The following is a 20,539-nucleotide window of genomic DNA, read 5'->3' on the forward strand; positions in this document are numbered from 1 at the left end:
GCCTGGTCAGTCCTGCGCCGGCTGGCCTACCCGCACCAGCGTCCGCTCCAGCGTCAGCTTCGGCACGAAACTGGTAATGTTGCCGCCGAGCCGGGCGATCTCCTTCACGAAGCGCGAGGAGATGAATTGGTTCGTTTCGCTGGCCATCAGGAACACCGTCTCGATCTCCTGGTCGAGGCGGCGGTTCATGCCGGCCATCTGGAACTCGTAGTCGAAGTCGGAGACGGCGCGCAGGCCCCGGATGATCACATCCGCGCCGACCTGGCGGGCGAAGCCGACCAGCAGCCCCTCGAAGGGCACCACCTCAATCACCGCGCCGGTGCGGGTGGCGATGGCGGCGGTTTCGGCGCGCACCAGATCCACCCGTTCCTCAAGCGGGAACAGCGGCCCCTTCCCGGCGTTCATCGCCACGCCAACCACCAAGCGGTCCAGGATGCGGGCCGCCCGGCCGATCACATCGAGATGCCCATTGGTCACCGGATCGAAGGTGCCCGGATAGACGCCGACATGCCGGGTCATTGGTCGCCCGGCCCGCCTTCGGGCTCGTTCTCGGTCATGCCTTCATCAGATGCCGCCGCGGCGGCATCCTCATGCTGTCCGTCATCCACCACCGGGAAGCAACTGGTCACGCGTTCCCCCTCATCCAGGCGCAACAGGGTCACCCCCATTGCCTGCCGGCCGGTGATTCGCACCTGGTCGGCCGGCAGGCGGATCAGGCGCCCGCCATCGGTGATGAGCATCACATCATCGCCCGGCCGAACTGGGAAGGTGGCAATCACCTCCCGGCCGTTGCGGGCCCGCAGTTCTATGCCGGTGATACCCTGGCCGCCACGGCCGGTGACCCGGTACTCATAGGCGGAGCTGCGCTTGCCGAAGCCGCCATCGGTGACCGAGAGGATGACCTCCTCCGCCGCTTCCAGGTCGTCGAAGCGCTCCGGCGACAGGGCGATCTCGGCATCGGCCTCCTCGCCTTCCTCCGCCAGGGGCGGCGGGGATGCCTCCATCTCCTCGCCCGCGGCGCGGCGTTTCTGCGCAGCGGCCTTGAGATAGGCCATGCGTTCGGCCGGCGTGGCCGTGACGTGCCGCAGCACGGAAAGCGCGATGACCGCATCGCCCTTGGCCAGCCGGATACCGCGAACACCGTCCGAGCCGCGCCCGGCAAAGACCCGAAGCACATCCTCGTTCGCCTGGAACCGGATGGCGCGGCCCTTGCGCGTCGCCAGCAGCACGTCATCGCCCTCTCGGCAGGTCTGCACGCCGATCAGCGCGTCGCCTTCCTCGAGCTTCATGGCAATGAGCCCGGCGGCCCGGACATTGCGGAAGTCGGAAAGCCGGTTGCGGCGGACATTGCCTGACGCGGTGGCAAAGACCAGGTGCAGCCCTTCCCACAGGCCCTCATCCTGCGGCAGCGGCAGCACGGCGGTGATCTGCTCACCATCCTGCAGCGCCAGCACCTGGCGCAGCGACCTGCCCTTCCCCTGCGCGCCGCCCTCCGGCAACTGCCAGACCTTCTCGCGGAAGGCGATGCCGCGGCTGGTGAAGAACAACACCCACTGATGGGTATGCGCGATGAAGCTCCGCACCACCACATCGTCTTGCCGGGTCGAGGCCGCGCTGCGGCCGCGGCCGCCGCGATGCTGGGCCCGGAAGGTCTCCAGCGAGGTGCGCTTCACATAGCCATCCCGGGTCAGGGTGACGACCATCATCCCCGGCTCGATCAGGCTCTCGTCGTCGAGATCGGCGATGCCGTCCATGATCTCGGTCAGGCGCGGCGAAGCAACCTGGGCGCGCACCGCGCGCAGTTCCTCGGACATCACCTCCATGCGGCGGGGATGGCTGCCGAGGATCTCCAGCAATTCGCGGATACGGCCGCCAACCTCCTCCAGCTCCGTCGCGATCTTCTCGCGCTCAAGCCCGGTCAGCCGTTGCAGGGTGATGGCCAGGATGCCGCGCGCCTGCGCCTCGGTCAGTCGCACGGTGTTCTCGGGCGTGACCACATTGCCGGCATCCTCGACCAGCGCCAGCAGCACGCCGACATCGCCGGCCGGCCATTCCCGCGTCATCAGCGCGCCCCGCGCCTCGGCGGGGTCGCGGCTGGCGCGGATGACCCGGATCACCTCGTCGATATTGGCCACCGCGATGCCGAGGCCGATCAGCAGATGCCCGCGCTCCCGCGCCTTGGCCAGGCGGTAGCGGCTGCGGCGGAGGATCACCTCCTCACGGAAGGCGATGAAGGCGCGCAGCGCGTCGATCAGCCCCATCTGCCGTGGCCGGCCATTGTCGAGGGCCAGGAAATTCACCGGGAAGGAGGTCTGCAATTGCGTCATGCGGTAGAGCTGGTTCAGCACCACCTCCGCCGTCGCGTCCCGCTTCAGCTCGATCACCACGCGCAGCCCGTCGCGGTCGCTCTCGTCTCGGAGGTCGCTGATGCCCTCGACCTGCTTGCTCCGCACCAGCTCGGCGATGCGCTCCATCAGGGTGGATTTGTTGACCTGATAGGGGATCTCGGTGGCGACGATGGCCTGGCGGCCGCCGCGCATCTCCTCGATCTCGCATTTGGCGCGCAGCGGGATCGAGCCGCGCCCCGTCTCGAAGGCCGAACGGATACCGCTGCGGCCGAGGATCAGCCCGCCGGTCGGGAAATCCGGCCCGGGGACGATCTGCATCAGTTGCTCGAGCGTGGTCGCCGGCTCCGCGATCAGCGCCAGCGCGGCATCGATGACCTCGCCCGGATTATGCGGCGGGATATTGGTCGCCATGCCGACGGCAATGCCATTGGCGCCATTGACCAGCAGGTTCGGGAAGGCGGCGGGCAGGACCCGCGGCTCACTTTCCGACTCGTCGTAATTCGGCTGGAACTCGACCGTGTCCTCGTCGATATCGGCGAGCAGCGCGGCGGCGGATTTCGCAAGCCGGACTTCGGTGTAGCGCATCTGCGCCGGCGGATCGCCGTCCATGCTGCCGAAATTGCCCTGGCCATCGACCAGCGGCACCCGCATGGAAAAGGTCTGCGCCATGCGCACCATGGCGTCGTAGATCGAGGCGTCGCCATGCGGGTGGTATTTGCCCATGACGTCGCCGACCACGCGGGCGGATTTGCGGTGCGGCTTGTCGGCGGCATAGCCGCTTTCCTGCATGGCATAGAGGATGCGGCGATGCACCGGCTTCAGCCCATCGCGCGCATCCGGCAGGGCGCGCGCGACGATCACGCTCATCGCATAGTCGAGGTAGGAGCGCCGCATCTCCTCCTCGAGCCCTATGGCAATGGCACTACCCGGCCGCCCGTCATCGGCGCCGCTATCGGTCTCGCTCACGCTTCTCTGTCTTCCTTATGGGCCGAGGCCGGGACGCAGGCAGACGATGCTCCGCTCAGAACGGAATATCGTCGTCGAGGTCGCCGCCCTTGGGCTTCTCCCAGCCGCCAGCACGGCCGCCACCGCCGGAGGAACCACGATCCCCGCCGCGGTCGCCGCCATAGCCGCCGGAACGGCCGCCGCCGCCATAGCCACCGCCTCCTTCACCACCCTCGCCACCGCCGCCGCGGCCATCCAGCAGGGTCAGTTCACCCTTGAAGCGGCCGATCACGATTTCCGTGGTCTCCCGCTCCTGGCCTTCCTTGTCGGTGTATTTGCGGCTCTCGATCTGGCCTTCGAGATAGACCTTGCTGCCCTTGCGCAGATATTTCTCGGCGATCTCCCCGAGCTTCTCATTGAAGATCGCGACGCGGTGCCACTGGGTCTTTTCCTTGCGCTCGCCCGAGGCGCGATCGTTCCAGGTCTCACTGGTTGCGACCGAGAAACTGACCACCTTGCCACCCGAGGGCATGTTGCGGGCCTCGGGGTCGCGCCCCAGATTGCCCACCAGAATCACCTTGTTGACGCTGCCGGCCATGCCGTCCCGACCCTCGAATACGATGAAACACCATAGCGGCAGGGCAGCCTGAGGGCCAGTCCCGGCGCGCGGCGCGGAGGGGTGATCGCCCCTTCCCGTCTCCCCAATATGGTGGCATTACCCCCGGAACACAATGCGAACGTGGGCAGATTCCGGCCCCGTGGAGCGCCCCTCATGGCCAGCCCCCAGACCCCGCCGAATGCCGGCCAGATCCGCATCCGCGGCGCCCGGACCCATAACCTGAAGGATCTCGACCTCGACCTGCCACGCGGCACGCTGACCGTCATCACCGGGCTTTCCGGCTCCGGCAAATCCTCTCTCGCCTTCGACACGATCTATGCCGAGGGCCAGCGCCGCTATGTCGAATCGCTCTCGGCCTATGCGCGGCAATTCCTGCAACTCATGCAGAAGCCGGACGTCGACTCGATCGAGGGCCTCTCGCCGGCGATCTCCATCGAGCAGAAGACCACCTCGCACAATCCGCGCAGCACCGTCGGCACGGTCACGGAAATCCACGACTACATGCGGCTGCTCTGGGCCCGCGTCGGCGTGCCCTATTCGCCGGCCACCGGCCTGCCGATCGAGGCGCAGACGGTATCGCAGATGGTGGATCGCGTGCTGGCCATGCCGGAAGGCACCCGCCTGCTGATCCTGGCGCCCGTCGCCCGCGGCAAGAAGGGCGAATACCGGAAGGAACTGGCCGAATACCAGCGCCGCGGCTTCGAGCGGGTGAAGGTGGACGGCAAGCTGGTGCTCATCACCGAGGCACCGAAGCTCGACAAGCGCCTCAAGCACGATATCGAGGTGGTGGTGGACCGCATCGTGGTGCGCGCCGGCATCGCACCGCGGCTGGCCGACAGTTTCGAGACGGCGCTCGCCCTGGCCGAGGGCATCGCCTATGCCGAGGACGCCGATAGTGGCGCCCGCACCGTCTTCAGCGCCAAATTCGCCTGCCCGGAATCCGGCTTCACCATCGAGGAGATTGAGCCGCGGCTGTTTTCCTTCAACAGCCCGCAGGGCGCCTGCCCGAGTTGCGACGGGCTCGGCACCCAGACCTTCTTCGACCCGATGCTGGTGGTGCCGGACGACCTCCGCAGCCTCGCCGAGGGCGCGGTGGCGCCCTGGAGCGGCGCCTCCTCGCCCTATTACGACCAGACGCTGGAAAGCCTGGCGCGGCACTACAAGGTCAATACCACGACGCCCTGGGCCGAATTGCCGGCCAAGGTGCGCGACGCCATCCTGCACGGCACCGGCAGCGAGGCGGTGACGCTCCGCTACAAGGATGGCCTCCGCGCCTACAACATCGAAAAGCCCTTCGAGGGCGTGCTGCCGAACCTCGAACGCCGCTACCGTGAAACCGACAACCCCTGGGTGCGCGAGGATCTCACACGCTACCAGGCGGCGAAGCCCTGCCCCGCCTGTTCCGGCTACCGGCTGAAGCCCGAGGCGCTGTCGGTGAAGGTGGCCGGCCGCCATATCGGCGAGGCCAGCGCGCTGGCGATCCGCGAGGCGGAGGCCTGGTTCGCCGGGGTCTTCGCCACCCTCACGCCGCAGCGGCAGGAGATCGCGCGGCGCATCCTGAAGGAAATCGGCGAGAGGCTGCAATTCCTGGTCGATGTCGGGCTCGACTACCTCTCGCTCGGCCGGTCCTCGGCCACGCTCTCGGGCGGCGAGTCGCAGCGTATCCGGCTGGCCTCGCAGATCGGCTCCGGCCTCACCGGCGTGCTCTATGTGCTGGACGAACCCTCGATCGGCCTGCACCAGCGGGACAACGAGCGGCTGCTGGGCACGCTGCGGCGGTTGCGCGACCTCGGCAATACCGTGCTGGTGGTGGAGCATGACGAGGATGCGATCCGCGCCGCCGACCACCTGGTGGATATCGGCCCCGCGGCCGGAGCTGGCGGCGGCCGCGTGGTGGCGCAGGGCACGCCGGCCGAGGTCGCGGCCAATCCGGCCAGCCTGACCGGCGACTACCTCTCCGGCCGCCGCCGCATCGCGCTGCCGGAAGCGCGCCGCGCGCGGGACCCGAAACGCCTGCTGCGGGTGCTGGGTGCCACGGGCAACAACCTCAAGGGCGATGTGGCGGAATTCCCGCTCGGCACCTTCACCTGCGTCACCGGGGTGTCCGGCGGCGGCAAATCGACCCTGGTGATCGAGACGCTCTACAAGGCCGCGGCGCGGCGGCTGATGGGCGCGGGCACGGTGCCGGCGCCGCATGAGCGGATCGAGGGGCTGGAGCATCTCGACAAGATCATCGACATCGACCAGTCGCCGATCGGCCGCACGCCGCGCAGCAACCCCGCCACCTATACCGGCCTCTTCGCGCCGATCCGCGACTGGTTCGCCGAACTGCCGGAGAGCCGCGCCCGCGGCTACAAGCCCGGCCGCTTCAGCTTCAACGTGAAGGGCGGCCGCTGCGAAGCCTGCCAGGGCGACGGCGTCATCAAGATCGAGATGCACTTCCTGCCGGATGTCTACGTCACTTGCGATGCCTGCAAGGGCAAGCGCTACAACCGCGAGACGCTGGAGGTGAAGTTCCGCGGCAAGTCCATCGCCGATGTGCTGGAGATGACGGTGGAGGAGGGTGTCGCCTTCTTCAGCGCCGTCCCCTCCATCCACGAGAAGTTGCGGGTGCTGCGCGAGGTCGGGCTCGGCTACATCCATCTCGGCCAGCAGGCCACCACGCTGTCAGGTGGCGAGGCGCAGCGGATCAAGCTCTCCAAGGAACTCGCCCGCCGCGCCACCGGCCGCACCCTGTATATCCTGGACGAGCCCACCACCGGCCTGCATTTCGAGGATGTGCGGAAGCTGCTGGAGGTGCTGCACGCGCTGGTTGAGGCCGGCAACACGGTGGTGGTGATCGAGCACAACCTCGAAGTCATCAAGACTGCGGACTGGCTCCTCGACCTCGGACCGGAAGGCGGCGATGGCGGTGGCCGCATCGTCGCCTCCGGCACGCCGGAGGATGTGGCGGCGGTGCCGGGAAGCCATACCGGGCGCTTCCTGGCGCCGCTGCTGGCGCGGGAGGCGGTGCCGGCGAAGCGGCGGAAGCGGGCGTGATTATGCAAATCAGAGTTGATTTTCTTCGGAGATAATGCGCAATTCGGGGGGAATTCTACCGAGGCTTGGGGCATGCCAGAGGTGACGTTGCCGGACAACCAAGCGCCAAAGGAACTACTCCGCCTCCTCCACGAATCCGGCGTTGGCGATCGCAGCGGCAAGCTTCTTTATAGCGGCACCAATACTTTGCGCCGTGGGCCGCTTTATGTGCTTGGCTTCAATCCAGGCGGCGACTCGGACGTCGAGACCACGACTTGCATCGAGCACTTGGCGTCGCTGCCCGGGCGTTGGAGTGAGTACACCTGCGCGTCGTGGCGTCCTGCCGGACGGTGGTGCGGCCCAGGTGAAGCGAAGATGCAAAAAGGGGTTCGCGCCATCCTTGGAAGTGTGGGTCTTGATCCCCGCGATGTATGCGCCTCCAACCTTATCTTCGCTCGCTCGCGGGACAAGAATGCGCTCGGCCGCGAAAAGGAAGATCTGAAGAAAGCCTGCTGGAAAATCCATGAGTTCATGCTCAGGCTCATCCAGCCGCGCGGCATCCTTGCCATCGATAATGAAACTTTCGACGATCTGCGTAGCAGGTTCGCGTGCTCGCCAAATGTCGAATCCTTCGATGCCGGGTGGGGCGGATGGGTATGTCGTGCTACGGCGCTGCGGATTGATGGCCGCGACGTGCGCCTTGTGGGGACTCCCAACCTCAGTCGTTACACTCCCTATACTCCAGATCGTCGCGGAGTGATCGCGAAGCTGGCCGAGTGTCTCCAGCCCTGCCTCGATCCTACCATAGGCGACCGAGCAACCCCGCCAAGCTGACCGCCAGCCGGTCGCCGAAACCGCGTATTGCGGGCACGGTGCGCCCTGCCGCGAGCCGTGCGAGGTCACGCCGCGCCAGTATCAGCGGCAGCGCCGCAGAGATTGCGCCACGCGGCAGGCCATGCAGCGGCGCGATGGTTTCCCGCAACCGCGCTTGCCCGGCCTGGGCTAATTCCGCAATCACCTGGCGGACCGCCACCGAGTCCGGCGCGGCCAGCACCGCCTCCGCGGTCAGCCCGGCCGCCGTCAGCGCATCCTCCGGCAACAGGCAACGGCCCTGCGCCGCCAGCGCCGGCACGCTGCGCAGCACGCCGGCCAGGCCGTAGGCGGCGCCTGCCTGTTGCAGCGCGGGCAGGGTCGCAGGGGGCGCGCCGAGCAGCCGCCCCGCCGCCACCGCGAAGCCGCCGGCGCTGCCGCGCAGATAGGCCCGGAAGGCCGCCGCGGTCGGGATGCCGCCCTCCTCCGCCTCCGCCTCGCGCGCATCCGCCATGGCCAGGAGATCGGCCGGGTCCAGGGCGCCAGCGGCGATGGCCGCATGCAGCGGCGCCGCCACCTCATGCCGGCGGGGTGGCTTGCCGGCCGCCGCCTGCTCCACCGCCTCGCGCCACCATTGCAGGCGCATGAGCGCGAGCAGCGGCGTCCGCGCCGCCTCCCGTGCGCGCGCGAGTTCGTGATTGAAGGCGATGAGAGTGAACAGTGCCTCACGCCGCTCCGCCGGCGCGAAGAGGGCGCAAAGGAAGCGATCGGGATCATGCGTCCGGGCCAGCGCGGCCAGGGGCGACAGGAGTGGTGCATCCGCCATTTCCGGCCTTATGCCCGCACCCCGCGCCGCCGCAAACCATGCCCCCCTTGCTTGACGAGTCCTGGCACCCCGCCTAGCTCTCGGACGCGCCCCGGGCATCTTCCGGGACCATGCGCCCTGCCGTCATCCATAACCGGGAGAGAACCCCATGGCCTTCAGCCTGCCTGCGCTGCCGTATTCCTCCAATGCGCTCGCCGCCCAGGGCATGTGCCAGGAGACGCTCGAGCTGCACCACGACAAGCACCACAACGCCTATGTCGTGGCCCTGAACGGCCTCATCGAAAGCAAGAAGCTCGGCGGCAAGTCGCTTGAGACCATCGTCGCCGAGGCCGGCAAGCAGGGTGCGGAGGGCCTGCCGGTGCTGAACCAGGCCGGGCAGCATTGGAACCATTGCCTGTTCTGGCAGGTGATGTCGCCCAAGGGTGGCGGCGACAAGCTGCCGGGCGCGCTCGCGGCCAAGATCGACCAGGACCTCGGCGGCCTCGCGCAGTTCAAGGAGGCCTTCAAGCAGGCCGGCGTGACGCAGTTCGGCTCCGGCTGGGCCTGGCTGGTGGTCGGCACCGACGGCAAGCTGAAGGTGACGAAAACCCCGAACGGCTCCAACCCGCTCGCCACCGGCGAGGGCACGCCGATCCTTGGCTGCGACGTGTGGGAACACGCCTATTACCTCGACTTCCGCAATGTGCGGCCGAACTACCTGCAGAACTTCCTGGACAAGCTGGTGGACTGGGAGGCGGTGAACGGCCTGCTCTCCTCCGGCGGTATGAAGTCCGGCCAGACTGCCTAGGCCAGACCGCCTAGGCCGCAGAGGAAAGGGGCGCCGGGGTCTCCCCCGGTGCCCCCGGCAATTCGGGCCGAAATGGCGGAGCGTTCAGCTCTTCGCCGCCTCGGCCTTGGCGTCATTTGCCGCCACCGGCTTGAAGATGTCGGTGATGGTCTGGCGCAGCACGTTCACGCGGACGTTGGGGGCGATCTCGACCTCGACCTCGTCCACGCCCTCCTTCACCCGGGTCACCTGGGCGATGATGCCGCCCGACGTCAGCACCCGGTCGCCGCGCTTCAGCGCCTGGAGCAGCGCGCGGTGTTCCTTCTGCTTCTTCTGCTGCGGGCGGATCAGCAGGAAATAGAAGACGGCGAAGATCAGCAGCAGCGGCGCCATCTGCATGACGAGCGCCATGCCGCCGCCGGCGGCATCCTGCGCATAGGCGGGGGGAGATGAACATCCCGGCTTTTCCTTATGGTTCCGGCTTGCGGGGCAAGGTGGCGGCAAACTAGCTTCCCGCCCCTCCGCGTCAATAGTGGTCCGGTCCTGACGCCTGGAAGCCAGGCGTCAGTGAATCGGCTCACCGAAGGCACCCACCCGTTCCGGACCCGATCATGGACCATGCCCTGCTGCCCGCCCTCACCCGCATCGCCGAGGCGCTGGAGCGCCTGGCGCCCGCCCTGCCCGAGGTGCCGCGCCTGACCGGCGCCGATGCCTTCGTCTGGCACCCCGCGCCGCTGCCGCACCTGGTGCCGGTGCCCCGCGTCTCCCGCGTCGAGATCGGGCTGCTGCAGGGCATCGACCGGCAGCGGGACATCCTGCTGCAGAACACCCAGCGCTTCGCCAGCGGCCTGCCCGCCAACAACGTCATGCTCTGGGGTGCCCGGGGCATGGGCAAGTCCTCCCTGGTGAAGGCCGCCCATGCCGCCGCCAATGCCGAGGCGCCCGGCAGCCTGGCGCTGGTGGAGATCCAGCGCGAGGACATCCGCACCCTGCCGGACCTGCTGAACATCCTGCGGCAGGACCATTCGCAGGCGCAGGGCCGGCCCCGCCGCTGCCTGGTCTTCTGCGACGACCTCTCCTTCGAGAAGGAGGACAGCGACTACAAGGCACTGAAATCCGTGCTGGATGGCGGCATCGAGGGGCGGCCGCCGAACGTGCTGTTCTACGCCACCTCCAACCGCCGCCATCTGATGTCCCGCGACATGATCGAGAACGAGCGCAGCACCGCCATCCATGGCCAGGAGGCGGTGGAGGAGAAGGTCTCGCTCAGCGACCGCTTCGGCCTGTGGATCGGCTTCCACAATTGCGACCAGCCCACCTATTTCGCCATGGTCGAGGGCTATGCCGGGGCGCTCGGCCTCGGCCTGCCGGTGGAGGAATTGCGCCGCCAGGCCAATGAATGGTCGGTGACCCGGGGCGGCCGGTCCGGGCGCGTGGCCTGGCAGTTCATCCAGGACCTGGCCGGGCGGATGGGCGTGGCGGCGTGAATTTTGGAATTGAGGATTGAAGTGCCTGAGGCCGGGGTGGGACACCTGCCCCGGCAGGGCCGCCCAAGCTTTTGAAAAAGCAGCGGGATTCTGCCAGGATGCCTTGGGGAATTTTAGGAATTCCAGGCATAAATCGGAAGATCGGGGGGATTGGGCGCATCTCACCCCCTTGGCGGCATCATTCCTGATACGTATTCGGCGAGCTGCGCAAGCTGCGCAGCCTCAAACCCCTCCATTCGGCCAGCAATTGGGCTCTCCGCCCGGCGGCGGCACCGGGCGGAGAACCGGCCTCCGCATCCAGCCCTTCAGCAGCGGCTCCGGCCAGGGCGCCAGGTAATGCGACCAGTCCGTGGTGCCCCGGAACACCGATTGCCGCGCCGCCTCGGGCACCGAACATTCCCGGCTCGCCGGCCAGGGTGATTTGGTGACCAGAAGGCTGCCCTCCATGGCCGAGCCCACCAAAGCCAGCACGGCGCAGGCCAGCAGCCCGGCGCGGCCCAGGCGCTGCGCGCGCCCGAGCGCCGGGACCAGCAGCGCCGTCGCGACCACCACCGCCAGCACCGTCAGCGGTGCCAGGCCGCCGCGCGAGGTCATTTCGTTGCCGGGACCGAAGACATAGGCCGGCAGCAGGCAGAGCATCGCCACCGCCGCTCCGAAGAGCCAGCCCCGCACCAGGGCCGCGGCCGCAACAGCCCAGCACAGCACCTCGACTGCCAGGAACAGCGCCCAGGTCCCGAGTGCCTGTGCCGCGGGATGGGCGGAAAGCAACGCTCCATGGGGTACCGCCTCCGCCCCCGCGACCAGATAGAGGCAGATCGGCACGGCGAATCCAGCAGCAAGCAGATTGCCCGGCGCCAGGGCCGCGCGCCGGAAGGCTTGCAACCCGGGGGCCTGCCGCAGCAGCGCCGCCAGGGCAAGCAGTGCCGTCCCGGCCGCGCCCACCGGGCTCCAGAAGGCGCAGGCCGCCAGCGGCAGGGCCACGCCCCGCGCATAGCCCGGCGCCTGCCAGTGGCGCAGAAGCAGCAGCGTCACCAGCCAGGCTGGAAGGGCATGGTTCGGCGCCCAGAGCAGCCCCGTGACATGGCCGGTATACTGGAACATCCGCGACCACCACTCGCCGCCGCGCCCCCAGCTTCCCAGCGCGCCGATGCCCGCCTGCCAGTCGAGCCAGGCATTGGGCAGGATATCGAGGCCATGGAACAAGGCGAAGACCCCCGCCATTACGGCGAAGGCGCGCCCTGGCCGGGCCGGTGCCGCAGCGCGCGCCAGGCTCGCCAGCAGCGCCAGCGCGAGCCCGAAGCCGATCCCCGCCCAGGCCCAGAGCGCCGCCTGCGCCATGCCGAAACCCGCCAGACGCCCCACCAACCCCGCCGGCAGGAAGAAGCCGAGCGGCGCGCGCAGCAGCCAATGGAGGTCATCCCCCCCGGGCATTGGCATAGGCTACCGGCCAGGGGCCCGCCGCCAAGTCGCGCAGCACCGCATCCCGGATCTGCCAGTCCGCCGTGCTGTAGACCAAGTGATGCGCCCCGGTAGCCCCCGCCCAGATCAACCCGAGAGTCAGGCAGAGCGCCGTCATGCCTCGGCCGAGCGGCCAGGCCCGCCGCCAGCCCGGCGCCAGCAGCAGCGCCGCGACGCCCATCGCCCCAGCCAGGAGCCCCGCCCAGGGCGCCGCCCAGCCGGCGAGGAACAGCAGGCCGGGCAGCAGCAGATAGGCCAGCACCGCGATGCGCAGCCGGTCGGGCGCCGCATTCCCCAGCACGGCATCCAGGTCGAGCCGCACCGCAACCTGCGGCCGGGCCAGGACCGGCGGGGCACCGCCCCCGAGATCGAGCGGGCTCACTGACCGGGGGCCCGCTGATGCTTCGGCGGTCTCTGGGCCGGCGAAAAGAAGAGATGCAAAGGCATGGGATTCCCGATCCTTGACGCCCCGGGCGCCAAGGGCAGCGTCTTGCGGTCAGCGGGCGATTTTGCGGCAGATGGGGCGGAAGGGTGGCTGGTCGCGGCAGCGTGTCCGGCTCAGCGCGCGATGCGCTCGGCCCCGCCCATCCAGGGCCGCAGCACTTCCGGCACCAGGATGGAGCCGTCAGCCTGCTGATGCGTCTCCAACACCGCGATCAGGGCGCGCCCGACCGCTACGCCGCTGCCATTGAGGGTATGGACGAAGCTGGTGCCCTTCCCTTCCGCCGGCCGGTAGCGGGCATTCATGCGGCGCGCCTGGAAGTCGCGGCAATTGGAGCAGGAGGAGATCTCCCGCCAGGCCCCCTGCCCCGGCAGCCAGACCTCCAGGTCATAGGTGCGGGCGGCGCTGAAGCCGGTATCGCCGGCGCAGAGGAAGACGCGGCGCCAGACCAGGCCGAGTTCGGTCAGCACCCGCTCGGCGCAGCGGGTCATGCGCTCATGCTCGGCGTCGCTGTCCGAGGGGCGCGTGATGGAGACCAGCTCCACCTTCTGGAACTGGTGTTGGCGGAGCATGCCGCGGGTATCCCGCCCGGCGCTGCCGGCCTCGGAGCGGAAGCAGGGGGTGAGCGCGGTATAGCGCTGCGGCAGGCCAGCTTCGGCCAGGATCTCGCCGGCGGCGAGGTTGGTCAACGGCGCCTCGGCGGTCGGGATCAGCCAGCGGCCATCTGTGGTGCGGAACAGATCCTCGGCGAATTTCGGAAGCTGGCCGACGCCGTAGATGGTGGCCTCGTTGACGAGCAGCGGCGGCGAGACCTCGGTGTAGCCGTGCTGCTCGGTGTGCAGCGTCAGCATCCATTGGCCGAGCGCCCGTTCCAACCGGGCCAGGGCGCCCTTCAGCACGGTGAAGCGGCTGCCGGCGAGCTTGGCGGCGGCGGCGAAATCCATGAGGCCGAGCGCCTCGCCCAGCTCGAAATGCTGCTTCGGGGTGAAATCCAGGCGCGGTGGTTCACCGTGCTGGTGGAGCACGATATTTGCCGATTCGTCCCGGCCTTCGGGGACTTCGGGGTCAAGGATGTTGGGGAGGGACTCAAGGTTTTGGCGAATAGCCCGTAGATATTGATCGGGGTCTTCATTACGCGCGTGTTCGCTAACTTCCTCGACGTGCTTTTTCAGATGGTCAACCAACGCAAAGTCGTTTTGCTTGAGAGCCTGACCAATTTCCTTTGAGAGAGCATTTCGCTTTGCAAGGGCTCCCTCCCTAAGTGCTTGTGCTCGACGACAGGCTTCATCGAGGATGAGAAGAGTCGGGGCCACCGGCGCCAGCCCACGCCGCGCCATCGCCGCGTCGAAGCCCGCCGGATCGGCGCGGACCACCCGAATATCATGCATGGCTCAGGCTTTCGTCTCGTCCTTGGGCGGCTTCGGCGTCATCCAGGTCGCCGCCAGGATCGACAATTCGTAGAGCACCAGCATCGGCACGGCCAAGCCCACCTGGCTGATGACATCGGGCGGCGTCAGCACCGCCGCCACCACGAACATGCCGACGATGGCGTAGCGCCGGCCCTTCCGCAGCGTGTCCACGCTCAGGATGCCGACCCGGCAGAGCAGGGTCAGCAGCACCGGCAACTGGAAGGCCACGCCGAAGGCCAGGATCATCTGCATGACCAGCGAGAGATATTCGCTGACCTTGGCTTCCAGCTGGATCGGCAGGGCACCCTCGCCCGGCGGCGTCTCGAAGGTGATGAAGAAGCGCCAGGCCAGCGGGAAGATGAAGTAGTAGGCCAGCGCCGCCCCGGCCACGAAAAGGAAGGGGCTGGCCACCAGGAAGGGCGTTATCGCCCGCTTCTCGCTGCGGTAGAGGCCGGGCGCCACGAACAGCCAGAGCTGGGTCGCCCAGACCGGGAAGCTGAAGAAGACGGCGCCGAAGAAGGCCACCTTCAGGTAGGTGAAGAAGGCTTCGTAGAGCGCGGTGAAGATCATCCGCCGCTCGCCGCCACCCTGCTGCTGCAGGATATCGGCCAGCGGCCGCGCCAGGAAACCGTAGATCTGGGAGGAGAAGTAGTAGCAGAGCAGGAAGGCGATGGCGAAAGCGCCAGCCGACCACAGCAGCCGCTGGCGCAGCTCCAGCAGGTGGTCGATCAACGGCATCGGCTTGTCGTCGATCGGATCGTCCTGGTCGCGGGGCATGGTGGTGTTGCTCATGCCTTGAGGGCCGGCGTGGCGCTGGCGGCGGGCGGAAGGTCAGGCGGCGGCTCGGCGGGCGGCACGAAGGGCGGGGCTCCGGCAGGCACCGCCTCTGCGGCTGGTGCCGGGGCGGAAGGCATCGGGGAAGACGTCGGGGCGTGCGCCTCGGCCGGCGGGATGAAGGCGGGGGCCGTGGCGGCGGGGGCGGGCGGCCCCATCATCTCGGCGCTGCCGGCGGGCGCGCCAGCGCCCTCCATGGCGGCGGCGGGGGGGTGCCGAATAGTCGGTGCGCAGCGGGTCCTCGGTGAAGGTCTTCCGCAGGGTGCCGTCCCGGTCGACGGTCTTCTCGAATTCATTGCGGATGTTGAAGTTGCGGATCTCGTTGATCTGCTGGCGCACCTCGTCGAGATTCGCTTCCTTCACCAAGTCGTCCGCGTGCTGCTGGAACTCCCCGGCCATGCGGCGCAGCTTCTGGACGCCGCGGGCGAGCCCGCGCACGGCTTCCGGCAGATCCTTCGGCCCGATGACGACAAGCGCCACCACACCGATCAGCGCAATCTCGGACCAGGCGAGGTCGAACATTCCGTCTCCGACCGCGGCGCGGGACGCCCCACCGGGACCGTCCGATGGGCAGGCTTCCGCCGCAAGGTCGCCTCCGTTAGCAGGAACACCAAGGGGTGTCGACGCGGCCGGCGCCGAAACTCCCCGCCGATAATCTAGGGAGCCGGGCCCGGGAATACGAAGGCACGCTCGCGGTCCATCGCGACGGTAACTTCCTGGCCACGCGCCAGCGCCGCCCCGGGCGGCATCCGGGCATGCAGGTGCAGCCGGCCGCCGGCACCATCCGCCACCGCCAGATGCACCAGCGTGGTGGCGCCGAGCAGGCGGCAGGCCTGGACCTCGGCCGGGGTGGTATCGTTCGGGGCCGCTCCGGGCGGCAGCAGCCGCAGCCCCTCCGGGCGCAGCAGCACCTCGGCCGGGCCGTCCGGCAGGGCGCAGGCGATGCTGCCGATGGCGGTCTCGGCCCGGCCGTCCCGGACCCTAGCCGGCATCCGGTTCACCTCGCCGAGGAAGGTGGCCACGAAGGGGTCGCAGGGGTGCAGATAGAGCTCCTCCGGCGTGCCGAGCTGGACCACCTGGCCGGCCCGCATCAGCGCGATGCGGTCGGCCATGAACATGGCCTCCTCGGCGTCATGGGTGACGATCAGCGCCGGGATGCCGGCGGTCTGCAGCACATGCAGCGTATCGTCCCGCACCTGTTCCCGCAGCCGGGCGTCGAGGCTGGCGAAAGCCTCGTCCAGCAGCAGCACCTGGGGGCGCGGGGCCAGGGCGCGGGCGAGTGCCACCCGCTGCTGCTGGCCGCCCGAGAGCATGTGCGGATAGGCATTGGCATAGGTCTCCAGCCCGACCCGGGCCAGGGCCTCCGCCACCTGCCAGGCACGCTCGCCGCGCGGGACCTGGTGCAGGCCGAAGGCGACGTTCTCGGCCACGGTCAGATGCGGGAACAGGGCGTAGTCCTGGAAGACGAAGCCGACATGCCGCTGCTCCGGCGGCACCTCCCTGCCCGGCTCGGCGATGGTCTGGCCGCCAAGCTCGATCCGCCCGGTCTGCAGGGGCTCCAGCCCTGCCACCAGCCGCAGCAGCGTGGTCTTGCCGTCGCCGGAGGGGCCGAGCAGGCAGAGGATCTCGCCACGCCCGACGGCAAGATCGATGCCGCGCAGCACCTCCCGCGGGCCATAGGCATGGCGGAGGCCGGTAAGGCGGAGGCTCATGCGGCCTGGGGCGCGGGACCCGATTCGCCGGCCCCCGGGGGGCTGGGCGGCGCGCCGAAGGGCAGGCCGGGCTCGTTCACCAACTCCTCCCGCCGCGGCAGGTCGGCGAGGGTCTTCAGGCCGAATTGCTCCAGGAAGCGCGGCGTGGTGCCCCAGAGGCTGGGGCGGCCGGGCACCTCGCGGCGGCCGCGCGGCGCGACCAGCCCGAGTTCCAGCAGCGATTCCAACGTGGTCTGGGAGAGGCTGGCGCCGCGGATCTCCTCGATCTCGGCCCGTGTCACCGGCTGGTGGTAGGCGATGATGGCCAGCGTCTCCATCGCCGCCCGCGGCAGCCGGCGCGGCACCTCCACCACGCGGGTGAGCGCCGGGGCGAGTTCCGGGGCGGTGCGGAAGGCGAAGCCGCCGGCCACCTCCACCAGTTCCACCGCGCGGCCGGCGCAGCGGGCGGCGAGCGCGGTCAGCACGGCGCGCGCCTCGGTGCCTTCCGGCAGGGCCTGTTGCAGCCGGGCGGGGGTGACGGGGCGGTCGCCGGCGAAGACCAGCGCCTCGGCAATGCGCAGCGCATGCTCGAACAGCGCCGGATCGGGTTCGGGCGCCGGCGGACCGTAGAGCTCCGTCTCAAGCGGCTCGGACATCGGGCTCCTCCGTTTGCAGCTCCGCCTGCCCCTCGGGGCGGCGGCGGATCAGGATGGGGCCGAAGGCGCGTTCCTGGCGCAATTCGATGCCGCCGCCGCGCGCCGTCTCCAGCGCCGCCACCAGGGTGCTGGCCAGGGCGGCGCGGCGCTCCACGGGGTCGGCCAGGCCGTCGGGCAGGAAGCGGGCCAGCACCGCCCAGTCCGGCAATGCACCGACCAGTTGGCCGAGCCGTGCCAGCGCGTCCTGCACAGTCCAGAGCTTGCGCGGCTTCGGCGTATAGGGGCGGCGGGCCAGCGCCCGGCGGCGGGCGGCGGCATAGGCCTGCAGCAGCGAGGGCAGGTCGGCGGCGATGGCCGAGCGATCCTCGATCTTCAGCGATTCGGGCGCGCCGCGGCCGAAGATGTCCCGCCCAAGCTGCAACCGCCCCGACAGCCAGGCGGCGGCGGCACGGATGCGTTCCAACTCGCGCAGCCGGTCGGCCAGGGCTTCGGCCAGGGCCTCGGCATCCTCGTCCGGGGCGGCTTCCTCCGGCACCAGCAGGCGGGATTTCAGCCAGGCGAGCCAGGCGGCCATGACCAGCCAATCGGCCGCAAGCTCCAGCCGCACCCGCCGCGCCTGTTCCAGCACGGCCAGGAACTGGTCGACCAAGGCCAGGATGGAAATCCGCTCGAGATCCACCTTCTGGGCGCGGGCCAACTCCAGCAGCAGGTCGAGCGGCCCCTCGAACCCATCCAGCCGGAGATGCAGCACGGGCACCGGGGCGGTCATGCGCCCCGCCCATTGCCGGAGAGCAGCAGCACCAAGTCGAAGGCCTCCGCCACAACATGCCGTAGCGCCCAGCCCATGGGGTCGAACCCCTCGGCAAGCCGCGGCAGCAGGAAAAGGCCGACAAGCACGATCAGGATGCCCCAGCGCTCCAGCCGCATATAGGGCAGCGCCAGCGAGCGCGGCAGCAAACCGGCAACGATTCGCCCGCCATCGAGCGGCGGGATCGGCAACAGGTTGAACAGGCCAAGCACCAAATTCGCCAGGATCGACAGGGCCAGGAACCGGTAGGCCCAGTCAGGTTGGCCGCCAGGAAGAAAGCCGCCCCAGGCCACCAGCGGATGCACCAGCAGCCCCGCCAGCCAGGCCAGCGCGAAATTCATGGCAGGCCCGGCCGCCGCCACCAGCATCATGCCCTGCCGGGGATGCCGCAGCGCCCAGATATTCACCGGAACCGGCTTGGCCCAGCCGAACATGAACTGGACTCCGCCCGGGGTAATCAACTGCCCGAGCAGCAGCACCCCCGGCACCAGCACCGTGCCCACCCGGTCCACATGCCGCAGCGGATTGAGGCTCAGCCGCCCCGCCCGCTTCGCCGTGTCATCGCCGAGGCCGAGCGCGGCATAGCCATGCGCCGCCTCATGCAGGGTAATCGCCAGCACCGTGGCAAGAACGGCCGCCAGCAGCTCCGGCAGCCAGGCGAGGTCGAAATTCACGCCGCCGCCGCGAGATGCGCATCGCGCGCCGCCACCAGCGCAACGGGGTCGAGCGGCCGGAGCTGCCCCTCCATCCGCGCCCGCGCCTCGGCCAACCGGGATTGCGCCATCGCCGAAAGGGCCGGGCATTCCTCCAGCAACGCGGCGGTCTCGGCGGGGTCGCCGTTGCAATGCAGCACCAGGTCGCAGCCGGCGGCGATGGCCTGCCGCGCCAATGCCCCAGGCTCCCCGCGCAGCGCCTTCATGCAGAGATCGTCGCTCACCAGCACGCCGTCGAAGCCGATGGCGCCACGGATGACCCGGCCGATGACGCCGGGGGAGAGGGTCGCCGGCCGCTCCGGATCCAGCGCCCCGTATAATATATGCGCGGTCATGGCCCAGGCGCCGCTATCGGCCAGGGCGGCGAAGGGGCCGCAATCGAGCGCCAGCAGGTCGCGCCCCGCGGCCACGCGCGGCAATCCCAGATGGCTGTCCACCGTGGCGCGGCCATGGCCGGGGATGTGCTTGACCACCGGCACGCAGCCGGCCTCCTGCAGGCCCAGCACCCAGGCGCGGGCCAGCCGCGCCACCTCCGCCGGATCTTCCGCGAAGGCGCGGTCGCCGATGATGTCGTGCTGGCCGGGCAGGCGCAGGTCCAGCACCGGGGCGCAGACCACATCGAAGCCGGCATCGTGGCAGGCGAGGCCGAGCAGCGCGGCATTGGCGCGCACCGCTTCCTCTGGCAGGCCCTCGAAGGCAGCAGCGGGAGGGAAGGTCGGCCAATGCGGCGGCCGCAGCCGGGCGACACGGCCACCCTCCTGGTCCACCAGGATCGGCGCCCCCTCCCCCAATTCGGCGCGGATATCGGCGGTGAGGCGGCGAAGCTGCTCCGGGTCCTGGATGTTTCGGGCAAAGAGGATAGCGCCGAGTGGCGGCGCCAGGCGCCAGGACGCCGCCTCCTCCGCCGTCAGGGCCGGGCCCGAAAGCCCGACGATTGCCGCCCTCGGTTGCGCCATGGAGGGGGTCAGGAGCCCAGGACGGCGCAGTTGCCGCCCTTGTCGCGCACCGCCTCGCAGAGTGCCCGCGCCGCGGCCTGGTCGGCGAGGCCGCCGGTGCGGAGGCGGTACAGCGTTGCCTGGCCCTCACGCTCCAGCCGTGTGATGCGGGGCTGGAAGCCGGCGAGTTCCGGCACCCGGCGCTGCAGCCGCTCCCATTCCGTCTTCGCCGCGGCCTCGGAGGACAGGGCGCCAAGCTGGATCTGCTGGCGGCCACCCGCCACCGGCTGGAGTGCGGGCGCGGCAGGCTCCACGGCGGCCGGCGCCGCCGCGGGCTGTGCGGGAACCGCCTGGGCCAGGCGTGGTGCCGGCTGGGCAGGCGCGGTGGGAGGCACGGCCGGCTCCTCCGGCGCGAAGGCCACCGGCGCCGGCAGGGGCGCGGCCGGCGGCGCCACCACCGCAGGCGCGGGTGGCGCCGCCTGCTGGCGCAGGACGTCCAGCGCCGGCATCTCCGGGCCGGCATCCAGCCGTGCCGTGGCGCTCTGGCTGCGCTCCGCCGCGCGGCGGACCGAGGGCGGTTCCAGCACGAGCTGATCCTGGTTCGGCACCAGCAGCCCGCCTGGATTCTCCGGCCGGATCTTCAGCGGGCGCGAATCCGCCTCGATCACCGGCACCGGGCGCGGCCCCATGCGGGAAATGCCCCAGGCCACCGCTCCGCCCAATGCCGCGACGCCGAGCAGCCCGCCCGCCACCACGAGCATGCGCCCGGACACA

20 protein-coding genes are annotated in these 20,539 nt (G+C 69.7%); 4 read left to right on the forward strand and 16 right to left on the reverse strand.

What is annotated here, in order from left to right; all coding sequences use genetic code 11:
• Positions 1-6 precede the first annotated feature (6 nt).
• From coaD to ssb, 3 genes are all read right to left on the reverse strand, one after another.
• On the reverse strand, positions 7-519 hold the full coding sequence (gene coaD, locus KSF81_RS15825; protein ID WP_217379808.1) for a pantetheine-phosphate adenylyltransferase: 513 nt from the start codon (positions 517-519) through the stop codon (positions 7-9).
• On the reverse strand, positions 516-3,242 hold the full coding sequence (gene gyrA, locus KSF81_RS15830) for a DNA gyrase subunit A (protein ID WP_217381724.1): 2,727 nt from the start codon (positions 3,240-3,242) through the stop codon (positions 516-518). Before gyrA ends, coaD begins: the two co-directional genes overlap by 4 nt.
• 127 nt (positions 3,243-3,369) lie before the next feature.
• Entirely contained in the window at positions 3,370-3,891 is a 522-nt protein-coding gene (gene ssb, locus KSF81_RS15835) for a single-stranded DNA-binding protein (protein WP_217379809.1), read from the reverse strand.
• A 174-nt stretch (positions 3,892-4,065) separates the two neighbouring features.
• Here ssb and uvrA point away from each other — a divergent pair, with 174 nt between their 5' ends.
• Together uvrA and KSF81_RS15845 are read left to right on the forward strand one after the other, a co-directional pair.
• Positions 4,066-6,951 carry an excinuclease ABC subunit UvrA gene (gene uvrA / locus KSF81_RS15840; protein WP_217379810.1) on the forward strand — a complete coding sequence of 962 codons (2,886 nt, stop codon included), beginning with the start codon at positions 4,066-4,068 and terminating at the stop codon, positions 6,949-6,951.
• A 72-nt stretch (positions 6,952-7,023) separates the two neighbouring features.
• Positions 7,024-7,764 (forward strand): hypothetical protein, encoded by a 741-nt coding sequence (locus tag KSF81_RS15845; protein ID WP_217379811.1) that lies wholly within the window; start codon positions 7,024-7,026, stop codon positions 7,762-7,764.
• Here the strand turns inward: KSF81_RS15845 and KSF81_RS15850 are convergent.
• Complete coding sequence (locus KSF81_RS15850; protein ID WP_217379812.1) at positions 7,730-8,566, reverse strand: squalene/phytoene synthase family protein; 837 nt, start codon at positions 8,564-8,566, stop codon at positions 7,730-7,732. The two genes, KSF81_RS15845 and KSF81_RS15850, sit on opposite strands and share 35 nt — an antisense overlap.
• 148 nt (positions 8,567-8,714) lie before the next feature.
• On the opposite strand from KSF81_RS15850, the gene KSF81_RS15855 reads away from it, so the two are divergent.
• Positions 8,715-9,353 (forward strand): superoxide dismutase, encoded by a 639-nt coding sequence (locus KSF81_RS15855; protein ID WP_217379813.1) that lies wholly within the window; start codon positions 8,715-8,717, stop codon positions 9,351-9,353.
• An 84-nt stretch (positions 9,354-9,437) separates the two neighbouring features.
• Here the strand turns inward: KSF81_RS15855 and yajC are convergent, their stop codons facing one another.
• Positions 9,438-9,743, reverse strand: a complete 306-nt coding sequence (yajC, locus tag KSF81_RS15860) for a preprotein translocase subunit YajC (protein ID WP_217379814.1) — start codon at positions 9,741-9,743, stop codon at positions 9,438-9,440.
• 200 nt (positions 9,744-9,943) lie between these two features.
• Here yajC and KSF81_RS15865 point away from each other — a divergent pair, with 200 nt between their 5' ends.
• Positions 9,944-10,819 (forward strand): ATP-binding protein, encoded by an 876-nt coding sequence (locus tag KSF81_RS15865; protein ID WP_217379815.1) that lies wholly within the window; start codon positions 9,944-9,946, stop codon positions 10,817-10,819.
• A 222-nt stretch (positions 10,820-11,041) separates the two neighbouring features.
• Here the strand turns inward: KSF81_RS15865 and KSF81_RS15870 are convergent, their stop codons facing one another.
• From KSF81_RS15870 to KSF81_RS31505, 11 genes are all read right to left on the reverse strand, one after another.
• Positions 11,042-12,250, reverse strand: a complete 1,209-nt coding sequence (locus tag KSF81_RS15870) for a hypothetical protein (RefSeq protein ID WP_217379816.1) — start codon at positions 12,248-12,250, stop codon at positions 11,042-11,044.
• On the reverse strand, positions 12,234-12,659 hold the full coding sequence (locus KSF81_RS15875) for a hypothetical protein (RefSeq protein ID WP_217379817.1): 426 nt from the start codon (positions 12,657-12,659) through the stop codon (positions 12,234-12,236). Before KSF81_RS15875 ends, KSF81_RS15870 begins: the two co-directional genes overlap by 17 nt.
• Positions 12,660-12,835: 176 nt before the next feature.
• Complete coding sequence (gene serS, locus KSF81_RS15880) at positions 12,836-14,107, reverse strand: serine--tRNA ligase (protein WP_217379818.1); 1,272 nt, start codon at positions 14,105-14,107, stop codon at positions 12,836-12,838.
• A gap of 3 nt (positions 14,108-14,110) precedes the next feature.
• Positions 14,111-14,905, reverse strand: a complete 795-nt coding sequence (gene tatC, locus KSF81_RS15885; protein WP_217381725.1) for a twin-arginine translocase subunit TatC — start codon at positions 14,903-14,905, stop codon at positions 14,111-14,113.
• Positions 14,906-14,959: 54 nt separating this feature from the next.
• Positions 14,960-15,484 carry a Sec-independent protein translocase protein TatB gene (gene tatB, locus KSF81_RS15890; protein WP_217379819.1) on the reverse strand — a complete coding sequence of 175 codons (525 nt, stop codon included), beginning with the start codon at positions 15,482-15,484 and terminating at the stop codon, positions 14,960-14,962.
• Between the two features lie 134 nt (positions 15,485-15,618).
• Positions 15,619-16,674 (reverse strand): ABC transporter ATP-binding protein, encoded by a 1,056-nt coding sequence (locus KSF81_RS15895; RefSeq protein ID WP_217379820.1) that lies wholly within the window; start codon positions 16,672-16,674, stop codon positions 15,619-15,621.
• Entirely contained in the window at positions 16,671-17,309 is a 639-nt protein-coding gene (scpB, locus tag KSF81_RS15900; RefSeq protein WP_217379821.1) for an SMC-Scp complex subunit ScpB, read from the reverse strand. The genes KSF81_RS15895 and scpB overlap by 4 nt, the downstream gene beginning before the upstream one ends.
• Positions 17,293-18,078 (reverse strand): ScpA family protein, encoded by a 786-nt coding sequence (locus KSF81_RS15905; RefSeq protein ID WP_217379822.1) that lies wholly within the window; start codon positions 18,076-18,078, stop codon positions 17,293-17,295. Before KSF81_RS15905 ends, scpB begins: the two co-directional genes overlap by 17 nt.
• Positions 18,075-18,791, reverse strand: a complete 717-nt coding sequence (locus KSF81_RS15910; protein WP_217379823.1) for a site-2 protease family protein — start codon at positions 18,789-18,791, stop codon at positions 18,075-18,077. The genes KSF81_RS15905 and KSF81_RS15910 overlap by 4 nt, the downstream gene beginning before the upstream one ends.
• Positions 18,788-19,786, reverse strand: coding sequence for a beta-N-acetylhexosaminidase (gene nagZ / locus KSF81_RS15915; RefSeq protein WP_217379824.1), 999 nt, complete (start codon positions 19,784-19,786; stop codon positions 18,788-18,790). The genes KSF81_RS15910 and nagZ overlap by 4 nt, the downstream gene beginning before the upstream one ends.
• Positions 19,787-19,794: 8 nt before the next feature.
• Positions 19,795-20,538 (reverse strand): SPOR domain-containing protein, encoded by a 744-nt coding sequence (locus KSF81_RS31505; protein ID WP_217379825.1) that lies wholly within the window; start codon positions 20,536-20,538, stop codon positions 19,795-19,797.
• Position 20,539: the final 1 nt, after the last annotated feature.

Source organism: Siccirubricoccus sp. G192 (assembly GCF_019084075.1).
Taxonomy (GTDB): Bacteria; Pseudomonadota; Alphaproteobacteria; order Acetobacterales; family Acetobacteraceae; genus G192.

Bases quoted from the DNA above. Each gene is read 5' to 3' on its own strand.
- nagZ (WP_217379824.1), bottom strand. From the start codon at position 19,786: ATGGCGCAACCGAGGGCGGCAATCGTCGGGCTTTCGGGCCCGGCCCTG.
- KSF81_RS15855 (WP_217379813.1), top strand. From the start codon at position 8,715: ATGGCCTTCAGCCTGCCTGCGCTGCCGTATTCCTCCAATGCGCTCGCC.
- scpB (WP_217379821.1), bottom strand. From the start codon at position 17,309: ATGTCCGAGCCGCTTGAGACGGAGCTCTACGGTCCGCCGGCGCCCGAA.
- yajC (WP_217379814.1), bottom strand. From the start codon at position 9,743: ATGGCGCTCGTCATGCAGATGGCGCCGCTGCTGCTGATCTTCGCCGTC.
- KSF81_RS15870 (WP_217379816.1), bottom strand. From the start codon at position 12,250: ATGCCCGGGGGGGATGACCTCCATTGGCTGCTGCGCGCGCCGCTCGGC.
- tatB (WP_217379819.1), bottom strand. From the start codon at position 15,484: ATGTTCGACCTCGCCTGGTCCGAGATTGCGCTGATCGGTGTGGTGGCG.
- coaD (WP_217379808.1), bottom strand. From the start codon at position 519: ATGACCCGGCATGTCGGCGTCTATCCGGGCACCTTCGATCCGGTGACC.
- uvrA (WP_217379810.1), top strand. From the start codon at position 4,066: ATGGCCAGCCCCCAGACCCCGCCGAATGCCGGCCAGATCCGCATCCGC.
- gyrA (WP_217381724.1), bottom strand. From the start codon at position 3,242: ATGCGGCGCTCCTACCTCGACTATGCGATGAGCGTGATCGTCGCGCGC.
- KSF81_RS15845 (WP_217379811.1), top strand. From the start codon at position 7,024: ATGCCAGAGGTGACGTTGCCGGACAACCAAGCGCCAAAGGAACTACTC.
- serS (WP_217379818.1), bottom strand. From the start codon at position 14,107: ATGCATGATATTCGGGTGGTCCGCGCCGATCCGGCGGGCTTCGACGCG.
- tatC (WP_217381725.1), bottom strand. From the start codon at position 14,905: ATGCCCCGCGACCAGGACGATCCGATCGACGACAAGCCGATGCCGTTG.
- KSF81_RS15865 (WP_217379815.1), top strand. From the start codon at position 9,944: ATGGACCATGCCCTGCTGCCCGCCCTCACCCGCATCGCCGAGGCGCTG.
- ssb (WP_217379809.1), bottom strand. From the start codon at position 3,891: ATGGCCGGCAGCGTCAACAAGGTGATTCTGGTGGGCAATCTGGGGCGC.
- KSF81_RS15895 (WP_217379820.1), bottom strand. From the start codon at position 16,674: ATGAGCCTCCGCCTTACCGGCCTCCGCCATGCCTATGGCCCGCGGGAG.
- KSF81_RS15850 (WP_217379812.1), bottom strand. From the start codon at position 8,566: ATGGCGGATGCACCACTCCTGTCGCCCCTGGCCGCGCTGGCCCGGACG.
- KSF81_RS15905 (WP_217379822.1), bottom strand. From the start codon at position 18,078: ATGACCGCCCCGGTGCCCGTGCTGCATCTCCGGCTGGATGGGTTCGAG.